Below are 20,094 nucleotides of genomic sequence, written 5' to 3' on the forward strand. Positions count from 1 at the left end.
AGAACATCGAAAAGTTTCGCTGCACGAGCGTACTGTTCATCTGGCCGTAGTCCGCCGGTTCGGCGACCTTCCTACGTTCCTTGCGCCTGACACACGCAGAGAAGGGGTCCTGGATGGACATTCGATTGCCTCGCCCGTCGGTGACGCTGGGGGCGGTCGCGGTGCTCGTCGCCGCCACCGCCGCCGTCGTCGTGACCGGCGCAGGAGCGGCCTCGGCGGCGACCGTGACCTTCACGCCGGTCGCCGACACCTACGTCCAGAGCGACACGGCGTCCACCAACTACGGCACGTCCACGCAGATCATCGTCGACAACTCCTCTGTCCGGCGGTCGTTCCTGCGCTTCACCGTGAGCGGCGTCAGCGGCACGGTGACCACGGCCAAGCTGCGGCTGCGCACCATCAGCGGCAACAGTGGCAGCGACTCCGGTGGCACGTTCCGGAAGATGTCGAACACGAGCTGGTCGGAGACCGGCACCACGTGGAGCAACCAGCCGGCCGTCGACGGCGCCACGCTCGGCTCGATCGGGGCGGTCGCCGGCAACACCTGGTACGAACTGGACGTCCGGGCCGCGGTCACCGGCAACGGCACGTACAGCTTCGGGGTGACCTCCGCCAGTGGCGACGGCGCCTACTACGACTCGCGGGAGAGCGGAGCCGACGCCCCGCAGCTGGTGATCACGACCGGGACCACGCCGCCGCCCTCCGGCGACCCGGTGCTGGTGGGCGCCGGTGACATCGCCAACTCCGGCTCCGGCGACACCGCCACGGCGGCGCTGCTCGACGGCATCCCCGGCACGGTCTTCACCACCGGCGACAACGTCTACAGCAACGGCACCGCGGCCGAGTTCAGCAGCTACTACGCCCCCACCTGGGGCCGGCACAAGGCGCGTACCCGCCCGTCGCCGGGAAACCACGACTACAACACCTCGGGCGCCACCCCCTACTACAACTACTTCGGTACGCAGGCCGGCCCGAGCGGCCGCGGCTACTACTCCTACGACCTCGGCAACTGGCACGTCGTGTCGCTGAACTCGAACATCAGCATGTCGGCCGGCTCCGCCCAGGAGCAGTGGCTGCGCTCCGACCTTGCCGCCAGCAGCAAGCCGTGCACGCTGGCCTACTGGCACCACCCGCTGTTCACGTCGAGCTCCAACCACGCCCCGTCGACGTCGACGCGTCCGCTGTACCAGGCGCTCTACGACTACAACGCGGACGTGGTCGTCTGGGGGCACAACCACGTGTACGAGCGGTTCGGCCCGATGAACCCGACCGGTGGCTACGACGCCAGCCGGGGCATGCGCAGCTTCGTCGCCGGGATGGGCGGTGCGGACCACTACGGCTTCGGCACCATCCAGCCCAACAGCGAGGCTCGCAACAGCTCGGCGTTCGGGGTCCTGAAGTTCACCCTGCACGCCGGCAGCTACGACTGGCAGTTCGTGCCAGTCGCCGGGCAGACCTACAACGACAGCGGCACCGGCAACTGCCACTGATCCGTCGATCCCGCTGCGCTGTTCGCGGCGCAGCGGGATCGCCGTCCCCCGGGCCCCCGGAGGACGTGGCGTCAGCGGGTGCCGGCGGCGCGTCGCTTGTTGTAGACGTCGAAGGCCACGGCGACGAGCAGGACGAGCCCCTTCACCACCGACTGGGTCGACTGGTCGACACCCATCAGCTGCATGCCGTTGCTCATCACCGCCATGATCAGACCACCGACCATCGCGCCCACCACGGTGCCGACGCCGCCGGTGACCGCCGCGCCGCCGATGAAGGCGGCGGCGATCGCGTCCAGCTCGAACATGTTGCCGGCGGCGGGCTGGGCGCCGTTGGACCGCGACGAGTAGATGACGCCGGCGACCGCCGCCAGGAAGCCCATGTTGACGAACATCCAGAAGTTGACGGTGCGGACCTTCACCCCGGACAGCGCCGCGGCCGAGAGGTTGCCGCCGATCGCGTAGACCTGACGGCCGAAGACGGTACGGCGGGTCAGCAGCCCGTAGACCAGGACGAGGACCGCCAGGACGATCAGCACGATCGGAAGGCCACGGGCGTGCGCCAACTGCCAGGCGAAGTACATGATGACCGCGCCGACCGCGACCACCCGGGCGACGAACAGCGGGAACGACTCCACCGGTTGCTGGTAGCGGATGCGCGCGACGCGGGTGCGGAAACCGCTCACCGCGTACCCGGCCACGGCGACGGCGCCGATCAGCAGCGTGAAGGCGTCGAAGCCCTGCCCGCCGAGCAGTCCGTTGAGGAACCCCGCCGCGACGCGCTGATACTCGGCCGGGAACGGCGACAGCGAGATGTTGTCGAGCACCCGCAGGGTGAGACCACGGAACAGCAGCATTCCGGCCAGGGTCACGATGAAGGCCGGAATGCCGGCGTACGCCACCCAGAAGCCGTGCCAGGCGCCGACCGCGACGCCGACGACGAGCGCGGCCAGGACGCCGACCCACCACGGGTAGCCCTGCTGGATCACCAGGACCGCGGAGACGGCTCCGGTCAGCGCGACCACGGACCCCACCGACAGGTCGATGTGCCCGCCGATGATGAGGATGACCATCCCGATCGCGAGCACCAGGATGTACGAGTACTGCAGGACGATGTTGGTGATGTTTCCGGGGCTCAGCGACACCCCGTCGGTCAGGATCGCGAAGAGCGCGACGATGACGACCAGGGCGACGTAGATCCCGCTCTGCCGCAGGTTGTTCAGCACCAGGGCCCGCAGGTCGCTCGTCCCGGTGTGCAGGGCGGCGGCCGGGGCGCTGTCCGGGGGCGTCGGGCGCTCCGTCGACGGGGTCTTGATGCTGGTCATCCGACGAGCTCCTTGTCCTTGGTCATCAGCTCCATGAGGCTCTCCTGGGTCGCCTCGCCGACCGGCTTCTCACCGGTGATCCGGCCGACGGCGAGGGTGTAGATGCGGTCACACATCCCGAGCAGCTCCGGCAGCTCGGAGGAGATGATGATCACCGCCTTGCCCTCGCCCACGAGCCGGTTGATGATCGTGTAAATCTCGTACTTGGCCCCGACGTCGATACCGCGCGTCGGTTCGTCCAGGATCAGCACGTCGGGGTCGGTGAAGAGCCACTTCGACAGGACGACCTTCTGCTGGTTGCCGCCGGAGAGCTTGCCGACCACCGCCATGACGCTGGGCGCCTTGATGTTCATCTCCCGCCGGCTCGCCTCGGCGACCTTGATCTCCTCGTTGCCGTTCACCCAGCCCAGCCGGGCCAGTCGGGCCAACGCGGCGGCGGAGACGTTGCGGCGGACGTCGTCGATGAGGTTCAGGCCGAACCGCTTGCGGTCCTCGGTGACGTAGGCGATGCCGTTGTCGATCGCCTCCGCGACGGTACGGGCCTTCACCTCCCGCCCGTGCACGAACAGCCGGCCGCTGATGTCCCGGCCGTACGACCGGCCGAACACGCTCATCGCCAGCTCGGTGCGTCCGGCGCCCATCAGCCCCGCGATGCCGACGACCTCACCGGCCCGCACGGACAGGCCGACGCCCTCGACGACCAGCCGGTCCTGGGTCGGGTGCCGCACCGACCAGTCCTCGATCCGGAGCACCTCATCACCCGGGGACGACACCCGGTCGGGGTAGAAGCTGTCCAGGTCGCGCCCGACCATGCCCCGGATGATCCGCTGCTGGCTCACGTCCTCGGCCCGCATGTCGAGGGTCTCCACGGCGCGCCCGTCCCGGATGACCGTGGTCGAGTCGGCGATCGCGGTGATCTCGTTGAGCTTGTGGGAGATCATGATGCAGGTGATCCCCTGCTCCTTGAGCTGGCGCAACAGGTCGAGCAGGTGCGCCGAGTCGACATCGTTGAGGGCGGCGGTCGGCTCGTCCAGGATGAGCAGGCGCACCTTCTTCGACAGCGCCTTCGCGATCTCCACGAGCTGTTGCTTGCCCACGCCGAGCTGGATGACGGGGGTGACCGGGTTCTCGTGCAACCCGACGGACGCCAGCAGTTCCGCCGCGTCGGCGTTTGCCCGGTTCCAGTCGATGAGCCCGCTGCGACCCCGCCGTTCGTTGCCGAGGAAGATATTCTCGGCGATCGACAGGTACGGCACCAGGGCCAGCTCCTGGTGGATGATGACGATGCCGTTGGCCTCGCTGTCGCGGATGCCACGGAACTGCATCGGCTTGCCGTCGAACAGGATCGCGCCGTCGTACGAGCCGGCCGGGTGGACGCCGGACAGCACCTTCATCAGGGTGGACTTGCCGGCGCCGTTCTCGCCGCAGATGGCGTGGATCTCCCCCCGGCGTACCGAGAGGGTGACGTCCTCCAGCGCGGTCACCCCGGGGAAGGTCTTCGTGATGCGGCGCATCTCGAGGATGGTGTCGTCCATGGTCACTGTCCTCTGTCAGGTTGGACGCGGTACGCCACGGCGTCGGGCCCGGCGGTGACCGCCGAGCCCGACGACGGCTTACTTCTTGGCTTGACCGGCGGCGACCTCTTCCGCCGTCCAGTAGCCGGAGTCGATCAGCGTAGCCTTGATGTCGTCCTTGTAGACGGTCGCGATCGGCAGCAGGTACGCCGGGACGACCTTGACGCCGTTGTTGTACGTCTGCGTGTCGTTGGCCTGCGGCTGCTTCTTCTGCAGGAACGCCTCGGCGGCGTTCACGGCCTGCTCGGCGAGCAGACGGGTGTCCTTGAAGACGGTGGAGCTCTGCACGCCGTCGTTGATCAGCTTGATCGAGGCGATCTCGGCGTCCTGGCCGGTCACCACGGGGATCTTCTTGGCCGCGGTGCCGTAACCGGCGTTCTGCAGAGCGGTGATGATGCCGCGCGAGATGCCGTCGTACGGCGACAGGACCCCGTCGACCTTGGCGCCGTCGTTGTAGCTGGAGGTGAGCAGGTCCTCCATCCGCTTCTGCGCGGTCTCCTGCTGCCACCGCAGGATGGCCACCTGCTCGATGGTGGTCTGGCGCGACTTCACCCGCAGCGTGCCGGCGTCGACGAACGGCTTGAGCGTGTCCATCGCCCCGCCGAAGAAGTACTGGGTGTTGTTGTCGTCGAGAGAGCCGGCGAACAGTTCGACGTTGAACGGGCCCTTCGCGGTGCCCTTCGAGCCGTCCTTGTTCTGCAGGCCGAGGCCGACCAGCAGCGCGGTGGCCTGGGCGACGCCGACCTTGTAGTTGTCGAAGCTGACGTAGAAGTCGACGTTCTTGCTGCCGCGGATCAGCCGGTCGTACGCGATCACCGGGATCTTCGCGTCGGCGGCGGCCTGCAACTGGCCGCTGAGGGCCGTGCCGTCGATCGCCGCGAGGACCAGGACGTCCGCGCCCTGGGTGATCATCTGATCGACCTGCTGCGACTGGGTGGGGATGTCGTCGCCCGCGTACTGGAGGTCGACCTTGTAACCCTTGGCCTCCAGCTTCTGCTTCACCGCGTTGCCGTCGGCGATCCAGCGCTCGGAGGTCTGCGTCGGCATCGAGACGCCGATGGTCAGGTCCCCGGGCTTCTCCCCGCTGGTGTCACCGCCGCTGCCAGCACCCTCGCCACTGCACGCCGCCAGGCTCAGCGCCAGCACCGCGCCGCCGAGAGCAACCAGGAACTTCCTGCCCACGGGCCTCTCCTCTCTGGACTCCCCCGCCGACCGCCGGGGCCACCTGTCATCTTCCCGGGAAGTGTTAGCGCTCACATATCGCACGTCAACACTTAATCGGAAATACCGGTGTCACGGTCTCGTAACGGGGACGGCCCGCAACTCGCCGGCGCGGCCTGCAACTGCCGGGACAGCCTGCGACCGCCGGGGCGACCTGCGACGGGGCCTCCGCTGAGCTGTCCCGAATGGACGGTGCGACTGCCCGGGGCGCCCTGCGACTGCCGGGGTGACCTACGTCGGTCGGCGCGGCCCTCGACTGGCCGGCCCGGCCCTCGACTGGCCGGCGCGGCCCTCGACTGGCCGGCGCGGCCCTCGACTGGCCGGCGCGGCCCTCGACTGGCCGGCCCGGACGGCGACTGGCCGGCACGACCGGCGCGACGTGCCGCTGCGCGACCTGCCAATTGGCCGGCGACCGGCGCGACATGCCACTGGCCGCTGGCCGGCGCGACCTGCCACTGGCGCAACCTGTCGCTGGCCGGCGCGACCTGCCACTGGCGGCGCGGACTTGGCGACCGTCCCGACAGCGGCCCTGCTGGTCTGCGCCGGATAGCGGGCCGCTTGATCGACTCGTCTTCACTGAACTCGGGGCATCCCTGACGCCCGGACACCGCGACATCAAGGAAACCGAGTCGATCAAGCGGCACGGAGCCGCCGGGACGGACCGACGGCACCCGACGGCGGACTAGTCCGAGCGCGACCCCGACCCCAGCGGGGTCCGACCCGAACGCGGCCCAACCCGAACGCGGCCCGACCCGAACGCGGCCCAACCCGAACGCGGCCCAACCCGAACGCGGCCCAACCCGAACGCGGCCCGACCCAGGCACCTCCCCGCCCCACATCTGGGAAAGCTCTACAGGAGACAGGTGTGAGGTCGGCCGACCGGCGACCAGGCAGCCACCGGCCGGTCGGCCACCCCCTGGGGACGTCCGCCCGAAGCCCCGCCGGTGATCGACTCGTCATCACTGATACCGGGGCATCCCCGACGCCCGGACACCCCGACATCAAGGAAAACGGGACGATCAAGCGGCAGGGAGCCGCACTCGACCGGCCTGAATCGGAGGTGGCATGTGTTTGGGCGCCGGTCAGCGGTCGCGCGGCGCGGCGACGCTGTCGCGGGCGACCAGGGTCGGGGCGATGGTCTGCCGCAGCGCCCCGCCGGTGCCCGATTCGACCTGGGCCAGCAGCAGCTGGATACTCGCCCGCGCCACCGCGTCGAAGTCCGGCCGGACGGTGGTCAGCGGCGGAATGAAGTACGCCGCCTCCGGCACGTCGTCGAAGCCGACCACGCTGATCTCGTCCGGCACCCGTCGACCGAACTCGTGCAACGCCCGCAGCACACCGAGCGCGAGATGGTCGTTGGCGGTGAAGATCGCGGTGACCTCGGGCATCCGCGCCAGCAGCTGCCCGGACCGGTAGCCCGAGGCCGCGGACCAGTCCCCCTGCATCAACGGTGGCGGGTCCGCCCCCGCGGCCAGCAGCGCGTCCCGCCAGCCTTCGATCCGCCCGACGCTGTCGAACCAGTCGGACGGCCCGGACACGTGCCAGACCGTGCGGTGCCCGGCGTCCAGCAGGTGCTGGGTCGCCGCCCGGGCACCGGCCACCTGGTCGACCGTCACCAACGGCACCGGGCGGCGGGGGTCACCGTCGACGGTGACCAGCGGGACGTCCTTCGGTAGGCGTTCCAGCGCCTCACCGGCCGATTCCACCGGCGCGATGACGACGATGCCGGCGACCCGGTGCGACAGGTGCCGCTCGACCGCGGCGGAGATGGAACGGTAGTCCAGGTCCCGTACGCTGCCCACACTCACCGCGAAACCCTCCTCCGCGGCGGTCTGCTCCAAGGCGGCCAGCAACGACGCCGGCCCGTACAGGGTCGTGTTCTGTGCCACCACGCCGATCACCTGCGACCGGCCGGTCACCAGCGCACGTGCCGCGCCGTTGGGCCGATAGCCCAGCTCCGCGATCGCCGCCCGCACCCGCAACCGGGTCTGCTCACGGACGTTGGGGTGCCCGTTGAGCACCCGCGACACCGTCTGGTGGGAGACACCGGCCAGACGGGCGACGTCCGTCATCGCCGGACCGTGCACGGCCATGTCACTTCCCCCGTCTGCGGACCCGAAGCCGCGGCCCGCTGACGCCGACCGGAGCGGTCGACCGATCCCTGCGCTCAGCCGTCGCGCCGGTGTCAAACCCCGGTTGACCAGCGCTGGATGGCCGACAGTCTACGCCAACGAACGCCCTGACCAGGCGTGCGGCCGGCCGGGGGCGCCGCCCCGGGCGACGCGGGCGTCTCCTGCCGGGGCAGGGCATTGGGCCGCCCGCGCCGCCTGTCTCGGTCACTGCTTCACCGCCTCGTGATCATGCTAGAAGCCGCGGGCCAGCCGGTAGTAGGCCTGGTTCCAGCGGATCTCGTCAGCGAAGCGGCGGGGCTCGGTGTCGGCGTCGATGACGACCAGTTCGGTACGGCTCATCTCCGCCAGGTCGTGCAACTCCTCCACGCCCACCGCCTGGGACAGCACGGTGTGGTGCGGTGCGCCGGCGGTGATCCACGCCTCCGCCGATCCGGGCAGGTCGGGTCGTGGCCGCCAGACCGCGCGGGCCACCGGCAGCCGGCGCAGCGGCTGGGGCGGCGCGACCACGTCGATCTCGTTGGCCACGAGCCGGAAGCGCTCCCCCATGTCGGCCAGGCCGAGCACCACGGCCGGCCCGGGCGCGGCGTCGAAGACGAGCCGGACCGGATCCTCCCGCCCGCCGATGCTCAACGGATGGATCTCCACGTTCGGCACGTCGGACGCGATGGTCGGGCAGACCTCCAGCATGTGGGCGCCCAGCACCAGCTCCTCGCCGGGGGTCAGGTCGTAGGTGTAGTCCTCCATGAACGACGTCCCGCCGTCCACGCCCACCGACATCGCCTTGAGGGTGTGCACCAGCACGGAGGTCTTCCAGTCGCCCTCACCGCCGAAGCCGTAGCCGTCGGCCATCAGCCGCTGCACGGCGATGCCGGGCAGCTGACGCAGACCACCGAGGTCCTCGAAGTTCGTCGTGAACGCCCGGAACCCGCCCTCGTCCAGGAAGGCGCGCATGCCCAGCTCCAGCCGGGCCGCGTACCGCAGGGAGTCGTGCTGCGCACCCCCGGCGACCAGACCCGGAACGACTCGGTAGGTGTCCTCGTACTCCTTGACGAGGTCGTCCACCTGCGCGTCGGTGACCTCGCCGACCACCTCGACCAGGTCGTTGACGCCGTAGGTGTTGACCGACACCCCGAAGCGCAGCTCCGCCTCGACCTTGTCGCCCTCGGTCACGGCGACGTCGCGCATGTTGTCGCCGAAGCGGGCCAGGCGCAGCGATCGCATCGCCGACCAGCCGAGCGCCGCGCGGGCCCACGCCCCGACCCGGGCGGTGACCCGCGGGTCGCTGACGTGCCCGGCGACGGTCTTGCGCGCGACACCGAGACGGGTCTGGATGTACCCGAACTCACGGTCGCCGTGGGCGGCCTGGTTCAGGTTCATGAAGTCCATGTCGATCTCGTCCCACGGCAGCACGACGTTGGCCTGGGTGTGCAGGTGCAGCAGCGGCGTCTGCAGCGCGTCCAGGCCGGCGATCCACATCTTCGCCGGGGAGAAGGTGTGCATCCACGCGATCACCCCGATCGCGCCCTGCGCGGCCGCGTCACGGCAGACCCGCTGAATGTCACCGCTGTTGGTCAGGACCGGCTTCCAGACCACCCGGGCGGGAATCTGCGGCGAGTCGTCGAGCGCGGCCGCGATCACGCGGGACTGCTCGGCCACCTGCCGGAAAGTCTCCTCGCCGTACATGCCCTGGCTGCCGGTGAGGAACCAGATCTCGGGTGCGGTGTGTGGTGCCATGGAGTTGCCTTCCGCGAGAGGGGCGATCACTTGTAACGGATTCCGATGAGCCGCTGAAGGAGGATGAACGCGAAGAGCAGGCCGCCGATCACGATCTTGGTCCACCAGGAGTTGAGGCTTCCGTCGAAGGTGATGAGGGTCTGGATCACACCCAGGACCAGGACGCCGAGCACCGTGCCGAAGACGTAACCCGAGCCGCCGGTGAGCACGGTCCCACCGATGACGACGGCGGCGATGACGTCCAACTCCATGCCGACGGCGATCAACGGCGCGCCGGAGAGGGTGTAGAAGGACAGCAGGATGCCGCCGATCGCGGAGCACAGGCCGCTGATCGTGTAGACGGCGATCCGGGTACGCCCCAACGGCAGGCCCATCAGCAGCGCCGACTGCGGGTTGCCGCCGATGGCGTACACGTTGCGCCCCAGCCGGGTGTAGGCCAGCGTGTACGCGGCGACGGCGACCACGACGAAGGCGACCAGCACGCTGATCGACACGAAGTTGCCCCGGGGGTCACCGATCCGCTCCTGGGACATCCTGGTCCAGAACCCGTCGGTGATCGGGATGGACGAGCCGGAGATGAACGTGCACATTCCCCGGGCGAAGAACATCCCGGCGAGCGTGACGATGAACGGCTGGATCTCGAAGAAGTGGATGGCGCAGCCCATCAGCAGGCCGAGCGTCGGGCCGATGAGCAGGGCGATGACGAGCACGAGCGCCGCCGGCAGCCCCTGCTGGAGCAGCGAGGCCGACACCATCGCCGTCATGGCGACGACGGACCCGACCGACAGGTCGATGCCGCCGGTGAGGATCACGAAGGTCATGCCCACCGCGACGACGAGCAGGAAGCCGTTGTCGATGAAGACGTTGAAGATGACCTGCACGTTGGAGAACGCCTGGTATTGGGACACCCCGATGCCGTACATCACCAGGAGCAGGACGAGCGTCGCCAGGACCGGTATCTGCCGCCTCGGCAGCCGGAACCGGGCACGGCCGGCGGTGAGCGATCCAGTGGTCATGCCGGCACCTGCTCCTTCGGCTTGTCGGCGATCGCGCTCGACGGCGGAACACTCCCCCTGCGGCGGGTGAACCGCGCCCGGAAGGCCGGCGCCTGGATGAGGCAGACCGCGATCACGACGACTGCTTTGAACAGCAGCGAGGTCTGCGGGGAGATGTTCATGGCGTACACGGTGGTGGTCAGGGTCTGGATGATCAGCGCGCCGAGGATGGTGCCGCTGAGGAAGAACCGGCCGCCGGCGAGGGACGTGCCGCCGATGACGACCGCGAGGATGGCGTCGAGTTCCACCCACAGGCCGACGGCGTTGCCGTCGGCGCTGGAGACGTTGGCCGTCATCATGAAACCGGCGACGGCCGCGCAGACGGCGCTGAGCACGTACGCGAGGAAGATGACCCGGCCGGACCGGATGCCGGCGAGCCGGCTCGCCACGGCGTTCCCGCCCACCGACTCCACGATCATGCCGAGCGCGGTGCGGCGGGTGAACGCGGCGACGAGCAGGGCCGCGGCGAGGGCGATGAAGATGGCCAACGGCAGGGTCAGCAGGTGGCCCAGCCCGATCGCCCGGAACGGCTCGGAGTTGATGGTGATGATCTGGCCCTGGGTGATCAGCTGGGCGAGACCCCGGCCGGCCACCATCAGGATCAGCGTGGCGATGATCGGTTGGATGCCGATCACGGCGACCAGCACCCCGTTCCAGGCGCCGAGCACGAGCGCGACCCCCAACGCCATCGCGAGGGCGGTCAACACCACGGCAAGGCTGTTCTGATCGGGCTGCTTGCTGATGTACATGCAGGCGATCGCCCCGCTGATCGCGCAGAGCGACCCGACCGACAGGTCGATGCCGCCGGTGGAGATGACCAGGGTCATGCCCAGCGCGACGAGGATCAGGGGCGCGCTCAGCCGCAGGATGTCGATCGGCGTGCCGTACAGGTGCCCGTCCTTGAGCTCGATCGACAGGAACCCGGGCCGGTAGATCGTGTTCGCGACGAGCATGACGACCAGCACGGCGGCGGGCCAGAACAGCCGGTGACCGGTCATCGTCCGGTAGCGGCTCATGGTGTCGTTCATCGGTCTGCCTCCTCCCGGTGGGATCCACTGGCGATCGTCTGCATGACGCGGTCCGCGTCGAGGCCGTCGTCGTTGGCGAGCTGGGCGACCATCTGCCGGTCCCGCATCACGGCCACCTTGTGGCTGAGGCGCAGCACCTCCTCCAGCTCGGCGGAGATGAACAGGACCGCCATGCCGCCGTCGGACAACTGCGTCACGAGCTTCTGGATCTCGGTCTTCGCGCCGATGTCGATGCCCCGGGTCGGTTCGTCGAGGATCAGCAGCCGTGGCTCGGTGATCAGCCAACGGGCCAGGAGCACCTTCTGCTGGTTTCCGCCGGAGAGGTTGCGGACCGGCACCTCCGGGTCGGACGGCCGGATGTTCAGCGCCTTGATGTACTTGTCGACCAGCTCGTCCTGCCGGCGACGTGGGATGGGCCGCAGCCAGCCGCGGGCGGCCTGCATGGCGAGGATCATGTTCTCGCGGACCGACAGGTCGGCGACGATGCCCTCCGCGCGGCGGTTCTCCGAACAGAAGCCGACGCCGTGGCCGATGGCCTGGGCGGGGGTACGCAGGCTGCTCGGCGTGCCGTCGACCGCGACCTGACCGCCGTCCGTCCGGTCGGCGCCGAACAACAACCGCGCCACCTCGGTACGCCCCGAGCCCAGCAGGCCGGCCAGGCCCACCACCTCGCCGGCGTGGATGGTGAGGCTGAACGGCTCGACCGAGCCCGCCCGGCCGAAGTCCGACACCGCCACCAGGGGGGTGCCCTCCTCCAGTACGGCCAGGTTCCGTCGGGAGCGCTCCTCGATGCCCTCCAGGACGTCGAGCTCCTTGCCGATCATCTTCTCGACGAGGCTGAGCTGGGGTAGCTCGGCGGTCGCGTACTCGCCGACGAGCCCGCCGTTGCGCAGCACGGTGATGCGATCGGCGATCTCGTAGACCTGGTCGAGGAAGTGGGTCACGAACAGGATCGCGATGCCCTCGTCGCGCAGTTGCCGCATGATGCGGAACAGCTGCGCGACCTCGACGGCGTCGAGGCTGGACGTCGGCTCGTCCAGGATCAGCACCCGCGCCTGGATGTCGATCGCGCGGGCGATGGCGACCATCTGCTGGATCGCCAGGGAGTACGAGCCGAGCGGCGCGCTGACGTCGAGGTCGAGGTCGAGGCGGGCCAACAGCGTACGGGCGCGGCGGCGGACCTCACCCCAGCGGACGGCGCCGAGGCGCCGGGGCTCGCGTCCGATGAAGATGTTCTCCGCGACCGAGAGGTTGGTGCAGAGGTTCACCTCCTGAAAGACGGTGCTCACCCCGGCGGCCGTCGCCTGCATCGGCCCGGTGAAGGACACCGGCTGGCCATCGAGGGTGATCGCGCCCTCGTCGGTGTCGTAGACGCCGGTCAGCACCTTGATGAGGGTCGACTTGCCGGCGCCGTTCTCGCCCATCAGGGCGTGCACCTCGCCGGGGAAGAGCCGGAAGTTGACATCGTGGAGTGCACGCACCCCGAGGAAGGATTTGCTGATCCCGGTCATCGTCACGACCGGACGGTTGTCCGTCATCCGATCAGGCCTGTTCTAGAGGTGGTGGGCACAGGGGCCGCCGCGCGAGCGCGGCGACCCCCGGGCGTCGATCAGTACTTGCGGTTGGGCAGAGCCTCCTTGGCCTGCTCCTGGGTGAAGGTGGTCTCCTCGGTCTCGATCCGAGCAGGCACCTCCTCGCCGGCGTGCACCTTCTTGGCCAGGTCCATCAGCTGCGGGCCGAGCAGCGGGCTGCACTCCGCGATGAAGTTGAACTTCCCGTCGGCGAGAGCCTGCATTCCGTCCTTGACGGCGTCGACCGTGATGATGGTGATGTCCTTGCCGGGCACCTTGCCGGCGGCGGTGATCGCCTCGAGCGCGCCCAGGCCCATGTCGTCGTTGTGCGCGAACAGCACGTCGATCTTCGGGTTGGCCTTGAGGAACTGCTCCATGACCTGCTTGCCGCCCGCCCGGGTGAAGTCACCCGGCTGAGAGGCGATGATCTTCAGGTTCGGGTTGGCGGCGATCGCCTCGCCGAAGCCCTTCTTGCGGTCGTTCGCGGGCGCCGCACCGGTGTTGCCCTGCAACTCCACGATGTTCACCGGCCCGGACGCGGTCTTCTTCTGCTCGATCAGCCACTCACCGGCGAGCCGGCCCTCCTTGACGAAGTCCGAGCCGAGGAAGGTCTTGTAGAGGGACTTGTCGGCCGAGTCGACCGAGCGGTCGGTCAGGATCACCGGGATGCCGGCGTCCTTGGCCTCCTTGAGCACGGTGTCCCACCCGGACTCCACGACCGGCGAGAAGGCGATCACGTCGACCTTCTGCTGGATGTAGTTGCGGATGGCCTTGATCTGGTTCTCCTGCTTCTGCTGCGCGTCGTCGAACTTCAGCTCGATGCCCGCGGCGGCGGCGGCCTCCTTGATCGAGGTCGTGTTCGCGGTACGCCAACCGCTCTCCGCGCCGACCTGCGAGAAGCCCAGCGTGATCTTGCCGTCGTCCGTGGACCCACCGCCGGTGTCGCTGTTGCCGCAGGCCGCCATGCTGCCGACGAGCAGCACGCTGGCGAGGACCGCGGCGGCGCGCCACGGAGCGGAGTTCGGTCGCATCTTCCTCATCGGTTCTCCTTGGCTCGGGGGTGCAGGGTGCCGCGACGACCGCCGACGTGGGGGCGGGCGGCGTACGCGGGTGGTGCGTGCGGTGCCATCGGTGATGCGGCCCGGCGGGCCGCGCCGGGGTCGCCGGTCAGGAACTCGCCGGTGCGGTCGGTTGTTGGCCGTAGGCGTTCTGGTAGCGGTGGTAGAGCGCGTCGATGTCCGCCTGCGCGATCGGCACCGGCTGCCCGAGTGCGCGCGTGAGGTGCGCGGTGCGGGCGACGTCCTCGCACATGACCGCCGCCTTGACCGCGGCGCGGGCGTCGCGGCCGATGGTGAAGACGCCGTGGTTACGCATGAGCACCGCGGGTGAGCGGTGCCCGGCGAGCGTGGTGACGATGCCCTTGCCGATGTCGTCCCCGCCGATCAGCGCGAACGGGCCCAACGGGATCTCCCCGCCGAACTCGTCGGCCTGTGCGGTGAGGTGGCAGGGAATCGCCTCGCCGCGGGCGGCCCAGGCGGTGGCGTACGAGCTGTGCGTGTGCACCACCCCGCCGACCTCCGGCATGGCGCGGTAGACGTAGGCGTGTGCGGCGGTGTCGCTGGACGGGGCGAGGTCCCCCTCGACGAGGACGCCATCGAGGTCGCAGACGACCATGGTGTCGGCCGTGAGGTCGTCGTAGCCGATGCCGCTCGGCTTGATGACCATGAGGTCCCGGCCGGGAACCCGCGCCGAGACGTTGCCGGACGTCCAGGCCACCAGGCGGTAGCGGGTCAGTTCGGCGTGCAGGCGGGCGACCGTCTCGCGCAGTTCGCTGATCTGTCGGGTCACGTCGGCGCTCATGCGACCACCTCCAGGGTGCTCTCGTGCGGGGCTGCGCCGGCCTCGACCGCGGCGTTGCGGATCGCCCGCAGGCGCAGCATGACGTCGTTGCCGCCACGACCGAAGTGGTCGTGCAGCGTCCGGTACTCGGCGTAGAGGGCGTCGTACGCGCGCGCCCGGCCCGGGTCCGGTCGGTAGACGGCCTCGTGCACCCGACCCATCGCCTGCGACGCCTCGTGGACCGACGGGTACTCGCCGGCGGCGACGGCGGCGTGGATCGCCGATCCGAGCGCCGGCCCCTGCGCGGAGACGATGATGTTCAGCGGCCGGTTGGTCACGTCGGCGTAGATCTGCATCAGCAGCTCGTTGGAGGTGAGACCGCCGGCGATCACCAGGTCGTTCACCGCCACCCCGGACTCGACGAACGCCTCGATGATCATCCGCGTGCCGTACGCCGTGGACTCCAGCAGCGCCCGGTAGACGTCCTGCGGCCGGGTGGCCAGGGTCATCCCGACGATCATTCCGCTGAGGTCGTGGTTGACCAGCAGGGACCGGTTGCCGTTCCACCAGTCCAGCGCGACCAGGCCGTGCGCGCCGACCGGCTGGCTGGCGGCCAGCTCGGTGAGGCGTTCGTGCGAGGCGAACCCGGCCGGGGCGGCGTGTTCGACGAACCATCCGAAGATGTCGCCGACTCCGCTCTGCCCGGCCTCGTAGCCCCACGCGCCGGCGCTGATGCCGCCGTCGACGACGCCGCACATCCCGGCCACCTCGGCGAGGTGCGGGCTGTTGACGACGTGACAGGTGGAGGTACCCATGATCGCCACGAGTCGACCGGGCTCGACGGCCTGCGCGGAGGCCGCGGTGACGTGCGCGTCCACGTTGCCGGCGGCCACCGCGATCCCCTCGGGCAGGCCGGTCCATGCCGCGGCGCGGGCGGTGAGCGCGCCGGCCCGGGCGCCGAGCGGCAGCAGCGGACCGTCCAGCTTGGCGACGAAGTCGCCGAAGTCCGGGTTGAGCGCGGTCAGGAAGCTCTGCGACGGGTGCCGGCCATCCTGCAGGATGCCCTTGTAGCCGGCCGTGCAGACGTTGCGGGTCTCGGTGCCGCTGAGCTGCCAGACGATCCAGTCCGCGGCTTCGATGAAACGCTCGGCGCGGTGGTAGACCTCGGGGTCCTCCTCCAGGATCTGGAGGCCCTTGGCGAACTGCCACTCGGCGGAGATCTTGCCGCCGTACCGGCCGATCCACGGCTCCGCCCGATCGTGAGCCAGGGCGTTGATCCGGTCGGCGTGCGGCTGGGCGGCGTGGTGCTTCCACAGCTTGACCCAGGAGTGCGGACGGTCGCGCAGATCCGGCGCCTCGCAGAGCGGCGTGCCGTCGGCGAACGTCGGCAGCACCGTGCAGGCGGTGAAGTCGATGCCGATGCCGACGATCGCGGCGGGATCCACTCCCGCGGCGGACACGGCCGCCGGAACGGCGTACCGCAGCACGTCGCGGTAGTCCTCCGGGTTCTGCAGGGCCCAGTCCGGCGGAAGCGGCCGACCTCCGGGAAGAGCGGCGCTGATGACTCCGTCGCCGTACTCGTGCACCGCGGTCCCCAGCTCGGCGCCGTCACCGACCCGGACCACCAGGGCTCGCCCGGACAGCGTGCCGAAGTCGACACCGACGACGTAGCGTTCGCCAGCTCCGTCCACAGGAATCATGTCCACCTCCACCATCGACGGGCTCAGTGTTAACGCTCACATCCACCCTCGTCAAGACACCTACCGGCAACAGCTCCGTAACGTCGACCGTGGTGGAACGCCGAAGGCCCGGCCTGGCGGCCGGGCCTTCGGGTCGTCGCGGTCGTGGACCGCGCGGCGTTGCGATCAGCGGGCGGGGTTGCGGTTGTACAGGGCCCTGGCCCAGAAGAAGCAGAGCACGGTGATGACGGCGCACCAGACGACCGCGAGGACCGCGTTGCTCCCGATGCCGGTGCCGAGCAACAGGCCCCGCAGGGTCTCCATGACGGGGGTGAAGGGCTGGTAGTCGGCGAACCACCGCACCGCGGTCGGCATCGAGTCGGTGGGGACGAACCCGCTGCCGAGGAACGGCAGCAGCACCAGCGGCATGGGCAGGTTGCTCGCCGTCTCGACACTCTCGCTGACCAGTCCGAGAGCGACGGACAGCCAGGTGAGCGCAAGAGTGATCATGGCGAGGACGCCGATCGCGGCGAGCCACTCGACCGGATTCGCGGTCGGCCGGAAGCCGACCAGCAGTGCCACACCGGTCACGACCGCGAGACTGAGCAGCGTCTGGAGCAGGCTGCCCAGCACGTGGCCGGTGAGGACCGACGGTCGGAAGATCGCCATGGTGCGGAACCGGGCGATGATGCCCTCGGTCATGTCCATGGCGACCGAGATGGCGGTGCCCTGCGCCCCGCTGGCCACGGTGATGAGCAGGATCCCGGGGGTGACGTAGTTGGCGTACTGGGCCCGGTCGCCGGTCGGCCCGAGGCCGGCGCCGAGCGTGCCACCGAACACGTAGACGAAGAGCAGCAGGAGGATGACCGGCATGCCGATGAGCAGGAGGGTCATCGACGGATAGCGCCGCATGTGCAGGAGGTTGCGCCGCAGCATCGTGCTCGAGTCGCGGGCAGCGAGGGTGAGAGTGCTCATCGCGCCATGGCCCTTTCGTTGTCGGGTCGGCCGGTCAGGGTGAGGAAGACGTCGTCCAGGTCGGGACCGTGCACGGTGAGACCGGCCACGTTCACCGCGGCGCGGTCGAGCTGGTCGAGCAGGGCTCGCAGCGATCCGACCCCACCGTCGCTCGCGACCTGGAGGGTCAGCGCCGCGTCGTCCCTGGTGGCCGCCGGGAGCAGGCCGCTCGCCGCGTCGAGCCCCGCCGGCTCGGCGAACTGCAACACCACGTGACCACCGGGGATGAGCCGCTTCAGCTCGTGCGGGCTGCCCTCGGCGATCAGGCGGCCGTGGTCGAGGAAGGCGATCCGGCTGGCGAGTTGATCGGCCTCCTCCAGGTACTGGGTGGTCAGCAGGATGGTGACGCCGTCGGCGACGAGGTCACGGATGATCTGCCACATCGCGCGGCGGCTGCGCGGGTCGAGGCCGGTCGTCGGCTCGTCGAGGAAGATGACGCGTGGATCGCCGACCAGGGTCATCGCGAGATCGAGCCGCCGGCGCATCCCGCCGGAGTACGTCGCCGCCGGCTTGTCCGCCGCCCCCGTCAGGTCGAACTGCTCCAGCAGCTCGACGACGCGTCGGCGGCCCGCCACGCTGCCGAGGTGGCGCAGGTCGGCCATCAGGCTCAGGTTCTCCCGACCGGTGAGCAGGTTGTCGACGGCGGAGAACTGGCCGGTGACGCCGATCAGTCCGCGTACCGCGTCGGGATCGCGGGTCAGGTCGTGACCGCCGACGCGGGCGTCGCCGCCGTCGGCACTGATCAGGGTGGACAGGATCTGGACGATGGTGGTCTTGCCGGCGCCGTTGGGGCCGAGCAACGCGAAGATCGTTCCTTCGGCGATCTCCAGGTCGATGCCGTTGAGCACGACCTTGTCGCCGTAGGACTTGCGCAGGCCGGTCGCGACTATCGCGGGTCGGGAAGGGCTGGACATGGTCTCCTCGATTCGTGGACGGGGGTGTCGACGCGCGGCCGTCAGGCGCGGCGGATCATGATGTCGCCGTAGGAGGTGCTGGCCCGGACCTCGACCGTGTCGTCGGTCTGCGCCGGGCTGTCGGTCGCGTCGAGCGCGTTGTGCACCCGACCGTGGCGGGAGCTGACGTCGAGCCAGGCGGCGGTCCCCCGGCGGACGCCGACCTCGATGGCCCCGTAGGAGGTCTCCAGCTCGATCGACCCCCGCACGACCTCGCCCAGCCGGACGTTGCCGTAGGCCGTGCGTGCCGCCACCGAGGCCATCGGCTCCTCGACGGTGATGTCGCCGTACGCGGTGTTGACCCGGACGTCGCCGTTGCTCTGGCCGATCCAGCAGTCGCCGGAGGAGTTCTTGATCTCGGCGGTGCCGTCGACCGCGCCGATGCGTACCTTGCCGGAGGACGCCTTCACCCGGGCTGATCCGGTCACGTGCTCCACGGCGACCTCGCCGTGGCTGGTGTCGATGTCCAGCGGACCGGTCCGGTCGAGCCGGATCGCGCCACCGGTCTTGAGGTGGCACTCGCCGAGCCGCCCCTCGCAGCGGAACGCCGCCCAGGACGCCCTGGCGTTCACCCGCGACCCACTCGGCACCTCGATCAGGAGGTCCACCGAGGGGCCGGCGCCGGGACCGAAGCGGCGCCAACTCTTCGGCGCTCTGATCACCAGTTGGCCGGCGGCGTACTCGACGGTGGTCTGCTCGGCGGCGCTCGCGTCGGCCTTGCTCGACGGGTCACGCGGCCGCACCTGGACGACCGTGTCGGTGCGGTCGGTAGCGGCGATCCACGCGTCCCCGACGGGCAGCTCGATCTGGACGGAGATGGGCTCTGGCGTATCGAAAACAGGCATGGTGGTCTCCCGGAATGTGGGCAGCGGGCGAGGGACGGGAAGAAGAAGGGGTACGGGGGTCAGCGCGCCCAGCCGGTGAAGTGCTGGCCGGAGCGCGGCTCCACCCGACGTGTCGGGCGACGGTCCGGGTCGCCGGCCCCGATGGCGCCGGCGACGGCGCGCACGAGCCAGGCGTTGACCGACAGCCCGGCCCGGCCGGCGGCGTCCTCGACGCTGGCCTTCAGGTGGTCGGGGAGTCGGAGGTTAATCCTCGACGTGCCGCCGTCGTCGCCGCCGGGTGCGAGCACCGGCGCCGGCAGCACCGACGGGCCCGCGTCTTCGCCCGCCCCACCGGCCGGTGGGCTCGCCGGCGTCACCACGAAGTCGGGCTCACGCCCGCGCAGCCGGACGTGCACCGACCCGGGGGCGAGTTCCCGGGTGATCTCGTCGGCCGCGTCGGACAGCGCTTCGAGCAGCGTGAGTCGGGTCGCCGCCTCCAGTTGGGTGGAGAGCCGCTCGGCCAGCGCCCGGCCCTCCGCGTCGACGCCCTCCGCGGCGACGGCGAACTCGTTACGCAGGTTCTCGACGTACGGCTTCAGATCCATGACGCCATCATGGCACCACTTTGGCTCACAGTGCAATACCGCTGGCTCACCTT

At 69.9% G+C, this 20,094-nt stretch carries 16 protein-coding genes; 1 reads left to right on the forward strand and 15 read right to left on the reverse strand.

Features of this window, described 5'->3' with window-relative positions:
• Nucleotides 1-113: 113 nt before the first annotated feature.
• A complete protein-coding gene (locus EAD89_RS00355) occupies nt 114-1,490 on the forward strand; it encodes a DNRLRE domain-containing protein (RefSeq protein WP_121674274.1) in 1,377 nt (458 codons plus the stop codon).
• A gap of 71 nt (nt 1,491-1,561) precedes the next feature.
• On the opposite strand, the gene mmsB is transcribed toward EAD89_RS00355, so the two are convergent.
• From mmsB to EAD89_RS00435, 15 genes are all read right to left on the reverse strand, one after another.
• Nucleotides 1,562-2,812, reverse strand: a complete 1,251-nt coding sequence (gene mmsB / locus EAD89_RS00360) for a multiple monosaccharide ABC transporter permease (RefSeq protein ID WP_121655777.1) — start codon at nt 2,810-2,812, stop codon at nt 1,562-1,564.
• On the reverse strand, nt 2,809-4,347 hold the full coding sequence (gene mmsA / locus EAD89_RS00365; protein WP_121674275.1) for a multiple monosaccharide ABC transporter ATP-binding protein: 1,539 nt from the start codon (nt 4,345-4,347) through the stop codon (nt 2,809-2,811). Before mmsA ends, mmsB begins: the two co-directional genes overlap by 4 nt.
• 78 nt (nt 4,348-4,425) lie before the next feature.
• A complete protein-coding gene (gene chvE, locus EAD89_RS00370; protein ID WP_121655779.1) occupies nt 4,426-5,568 on the reverse strand; it encodes a multiple monosaccharide ABC transporter substrate-binding protein in 1,143 nt (380 codons plus the stop codon).
• Nucleotides 5,569-6,689: 1,121 nt separating this feature from the next.
• The gene (locus tag EAD89_RS00380; RefSeq protein ID WP_199723425.1) at nt 6,690-7,679 is read right to left on the reverse strand and encodes a LacI family DNA-binding transcriptional regulator; all 990 of its coding nucleotides are present in this window, start codon (nt 7,677-7,679) and stop codon (nt 6,690-6,692) included.
• 291 nt (nt 7,680-7,970) lie between these two features.
• Nucleotides 7,971-9,473, reverse strand: coding sequence for an L-arabinose isomerase (gene araA, locus EAD89_RS00385; RefSeq protein WP_121674276.1), 1,503 nt, complete (start codon nt 9,471-9,473; stop codon nt 7,971-7,973).
• A gap of 26 nt (nt 9,474-9,499) precedes the next feature.
• Nucleotides 9,500-10,489: a galactofuranose ABC transporter, permease protein YjfF gene (yjfF, locus tag EAD89_RS00390; RefSeq protein ID WP_121654828.1), complete on the reverse strand. Its 990-nt coding sequence runs from the start codon at nt 10,487-10,489 to the stop codon at nt 9,500-9,502.
• Entirely contained in the window at nt 10,486-11,556 is a 1,071-nt protein-coding gene (locus EAD89_RS00395) for an ABC transporter permease (RefSeq protein ID WP_121674277.1), read from the reverse strand. The genes yjfF and EAD89_RS00395 overlap by 4 nt, the downstream gene beginning before the upstream one ends.
• Nucleotides 11,553-13,094 carry a sugar ABC transporter ATP-binding protein gene (locus EAD89_RS00400; RefSeq protein ID WP_121674278.1) on the reverse strand — a complete coding sequence of 514 codons (1,542 nt, stop codon included), beginning with the start codon at nt 13,092-13,094 and terminating at the stop codon, nt 11,553-11,555. Before EAD89_RS00400 ends, EAD89_RS00395 begins: the two co-directional genes overlap by 4 nt.
• Nucleotides 13,095-13,165: 71 nt before the next feature.
• Complete coding sequence (locus EAD89_RS00405) at nt 13,166-14,167, reverse strand: ABC transporter substrate-binding protein (protein ID WP_199723424.1); 1,002 nt, start codon at nt 14,165-14,167, stop codon at nt 13,166-13,168.
• Between the two features lie 127 nt (nt 14,168-14,294).
• Nucleotides 14,295-14,987 carry an L-ribulose-5-phosphate 4-epimerase gene (locus EAD89_RS00410; protein WP_121674279.1) on the reverse strand — a complete coding sequence of 231 codons (693 nt, stop codon included), beginning with the start codon at nt 14,985-14,987 and terminating at the stop codon, nt 14,295-14,297.
• Entirely contained in the window at nt 14,984-16,666 is a 1,683-nt protein-coding gene (gene araB, locus EAD89_RS00415) for a ribulokinase (RefSeq protein ID WP_121674306.1), read from the reverse strand. Before araB ends, EAD89_RS00410 begins: the two co-directional genes overlap by 4 nt.
• 165 nt (nt 16,667-16,831) lie before the next feature.
• Nucleotides 16,832-17,620, reverse strand: a complete 789-nt coding sequence (locus EAD89_RS00420) for an ABC transporter permease (protein ID WP_121654823.1) — start codon at nt 17,618-17,620, stop codon at nt 16,832-16,834.
• Entirely contained in the window at nt 17,617-18,573 is a 957-nt protein-coding gene (locus EAD89_RS00425; protein WP_121674280.1) for an ATP-binding cassette domain-containing protein, read from the reverse strand. Before EAD89_RS00425 ends, EAD89_RS00420 begins: the two co-directional genes overlap by 4 nt.
• 41 nt (nt 18,574-18,614) lie before the next feature.
• Nucleotides 18,615-19,457, reverse strand: coding sequence for a DUF4097 family beta strand repeat-containing protein (locus tag EAD89_RS00430; RefSeq protein ID WP_121674281.1), 843 nt, complete (start codon nt 19,455-19,457; stop codon nt 18,615-18,617).
• Nucleotides 19,458-19,516: 59 nt separating this feature from the next.
• Nucleotides 19,517-20,041 carry a hypothetical protein gene (locus tag EAD89_RS00435; RefSeq protein WP_121654820.1) on the reverse strand — a complete coding sequence of 175 codons (525 nt, stop codon included), beginning with the start codon at nt 20,039-20,041 and terminating at the stop codon, nt 19,517-19,519.
• Nucleotides 20,042-20,094 lie beyond the last annotated feature (53 nt).

Source organism: Micromonospora sp. BL4 (assembly GCF_003667505.1).
GTDB lineage: Bacteria > Actinomycetota > Actinomycetes > Mycobacteriales > Micromonosporaceae > Micromonospora.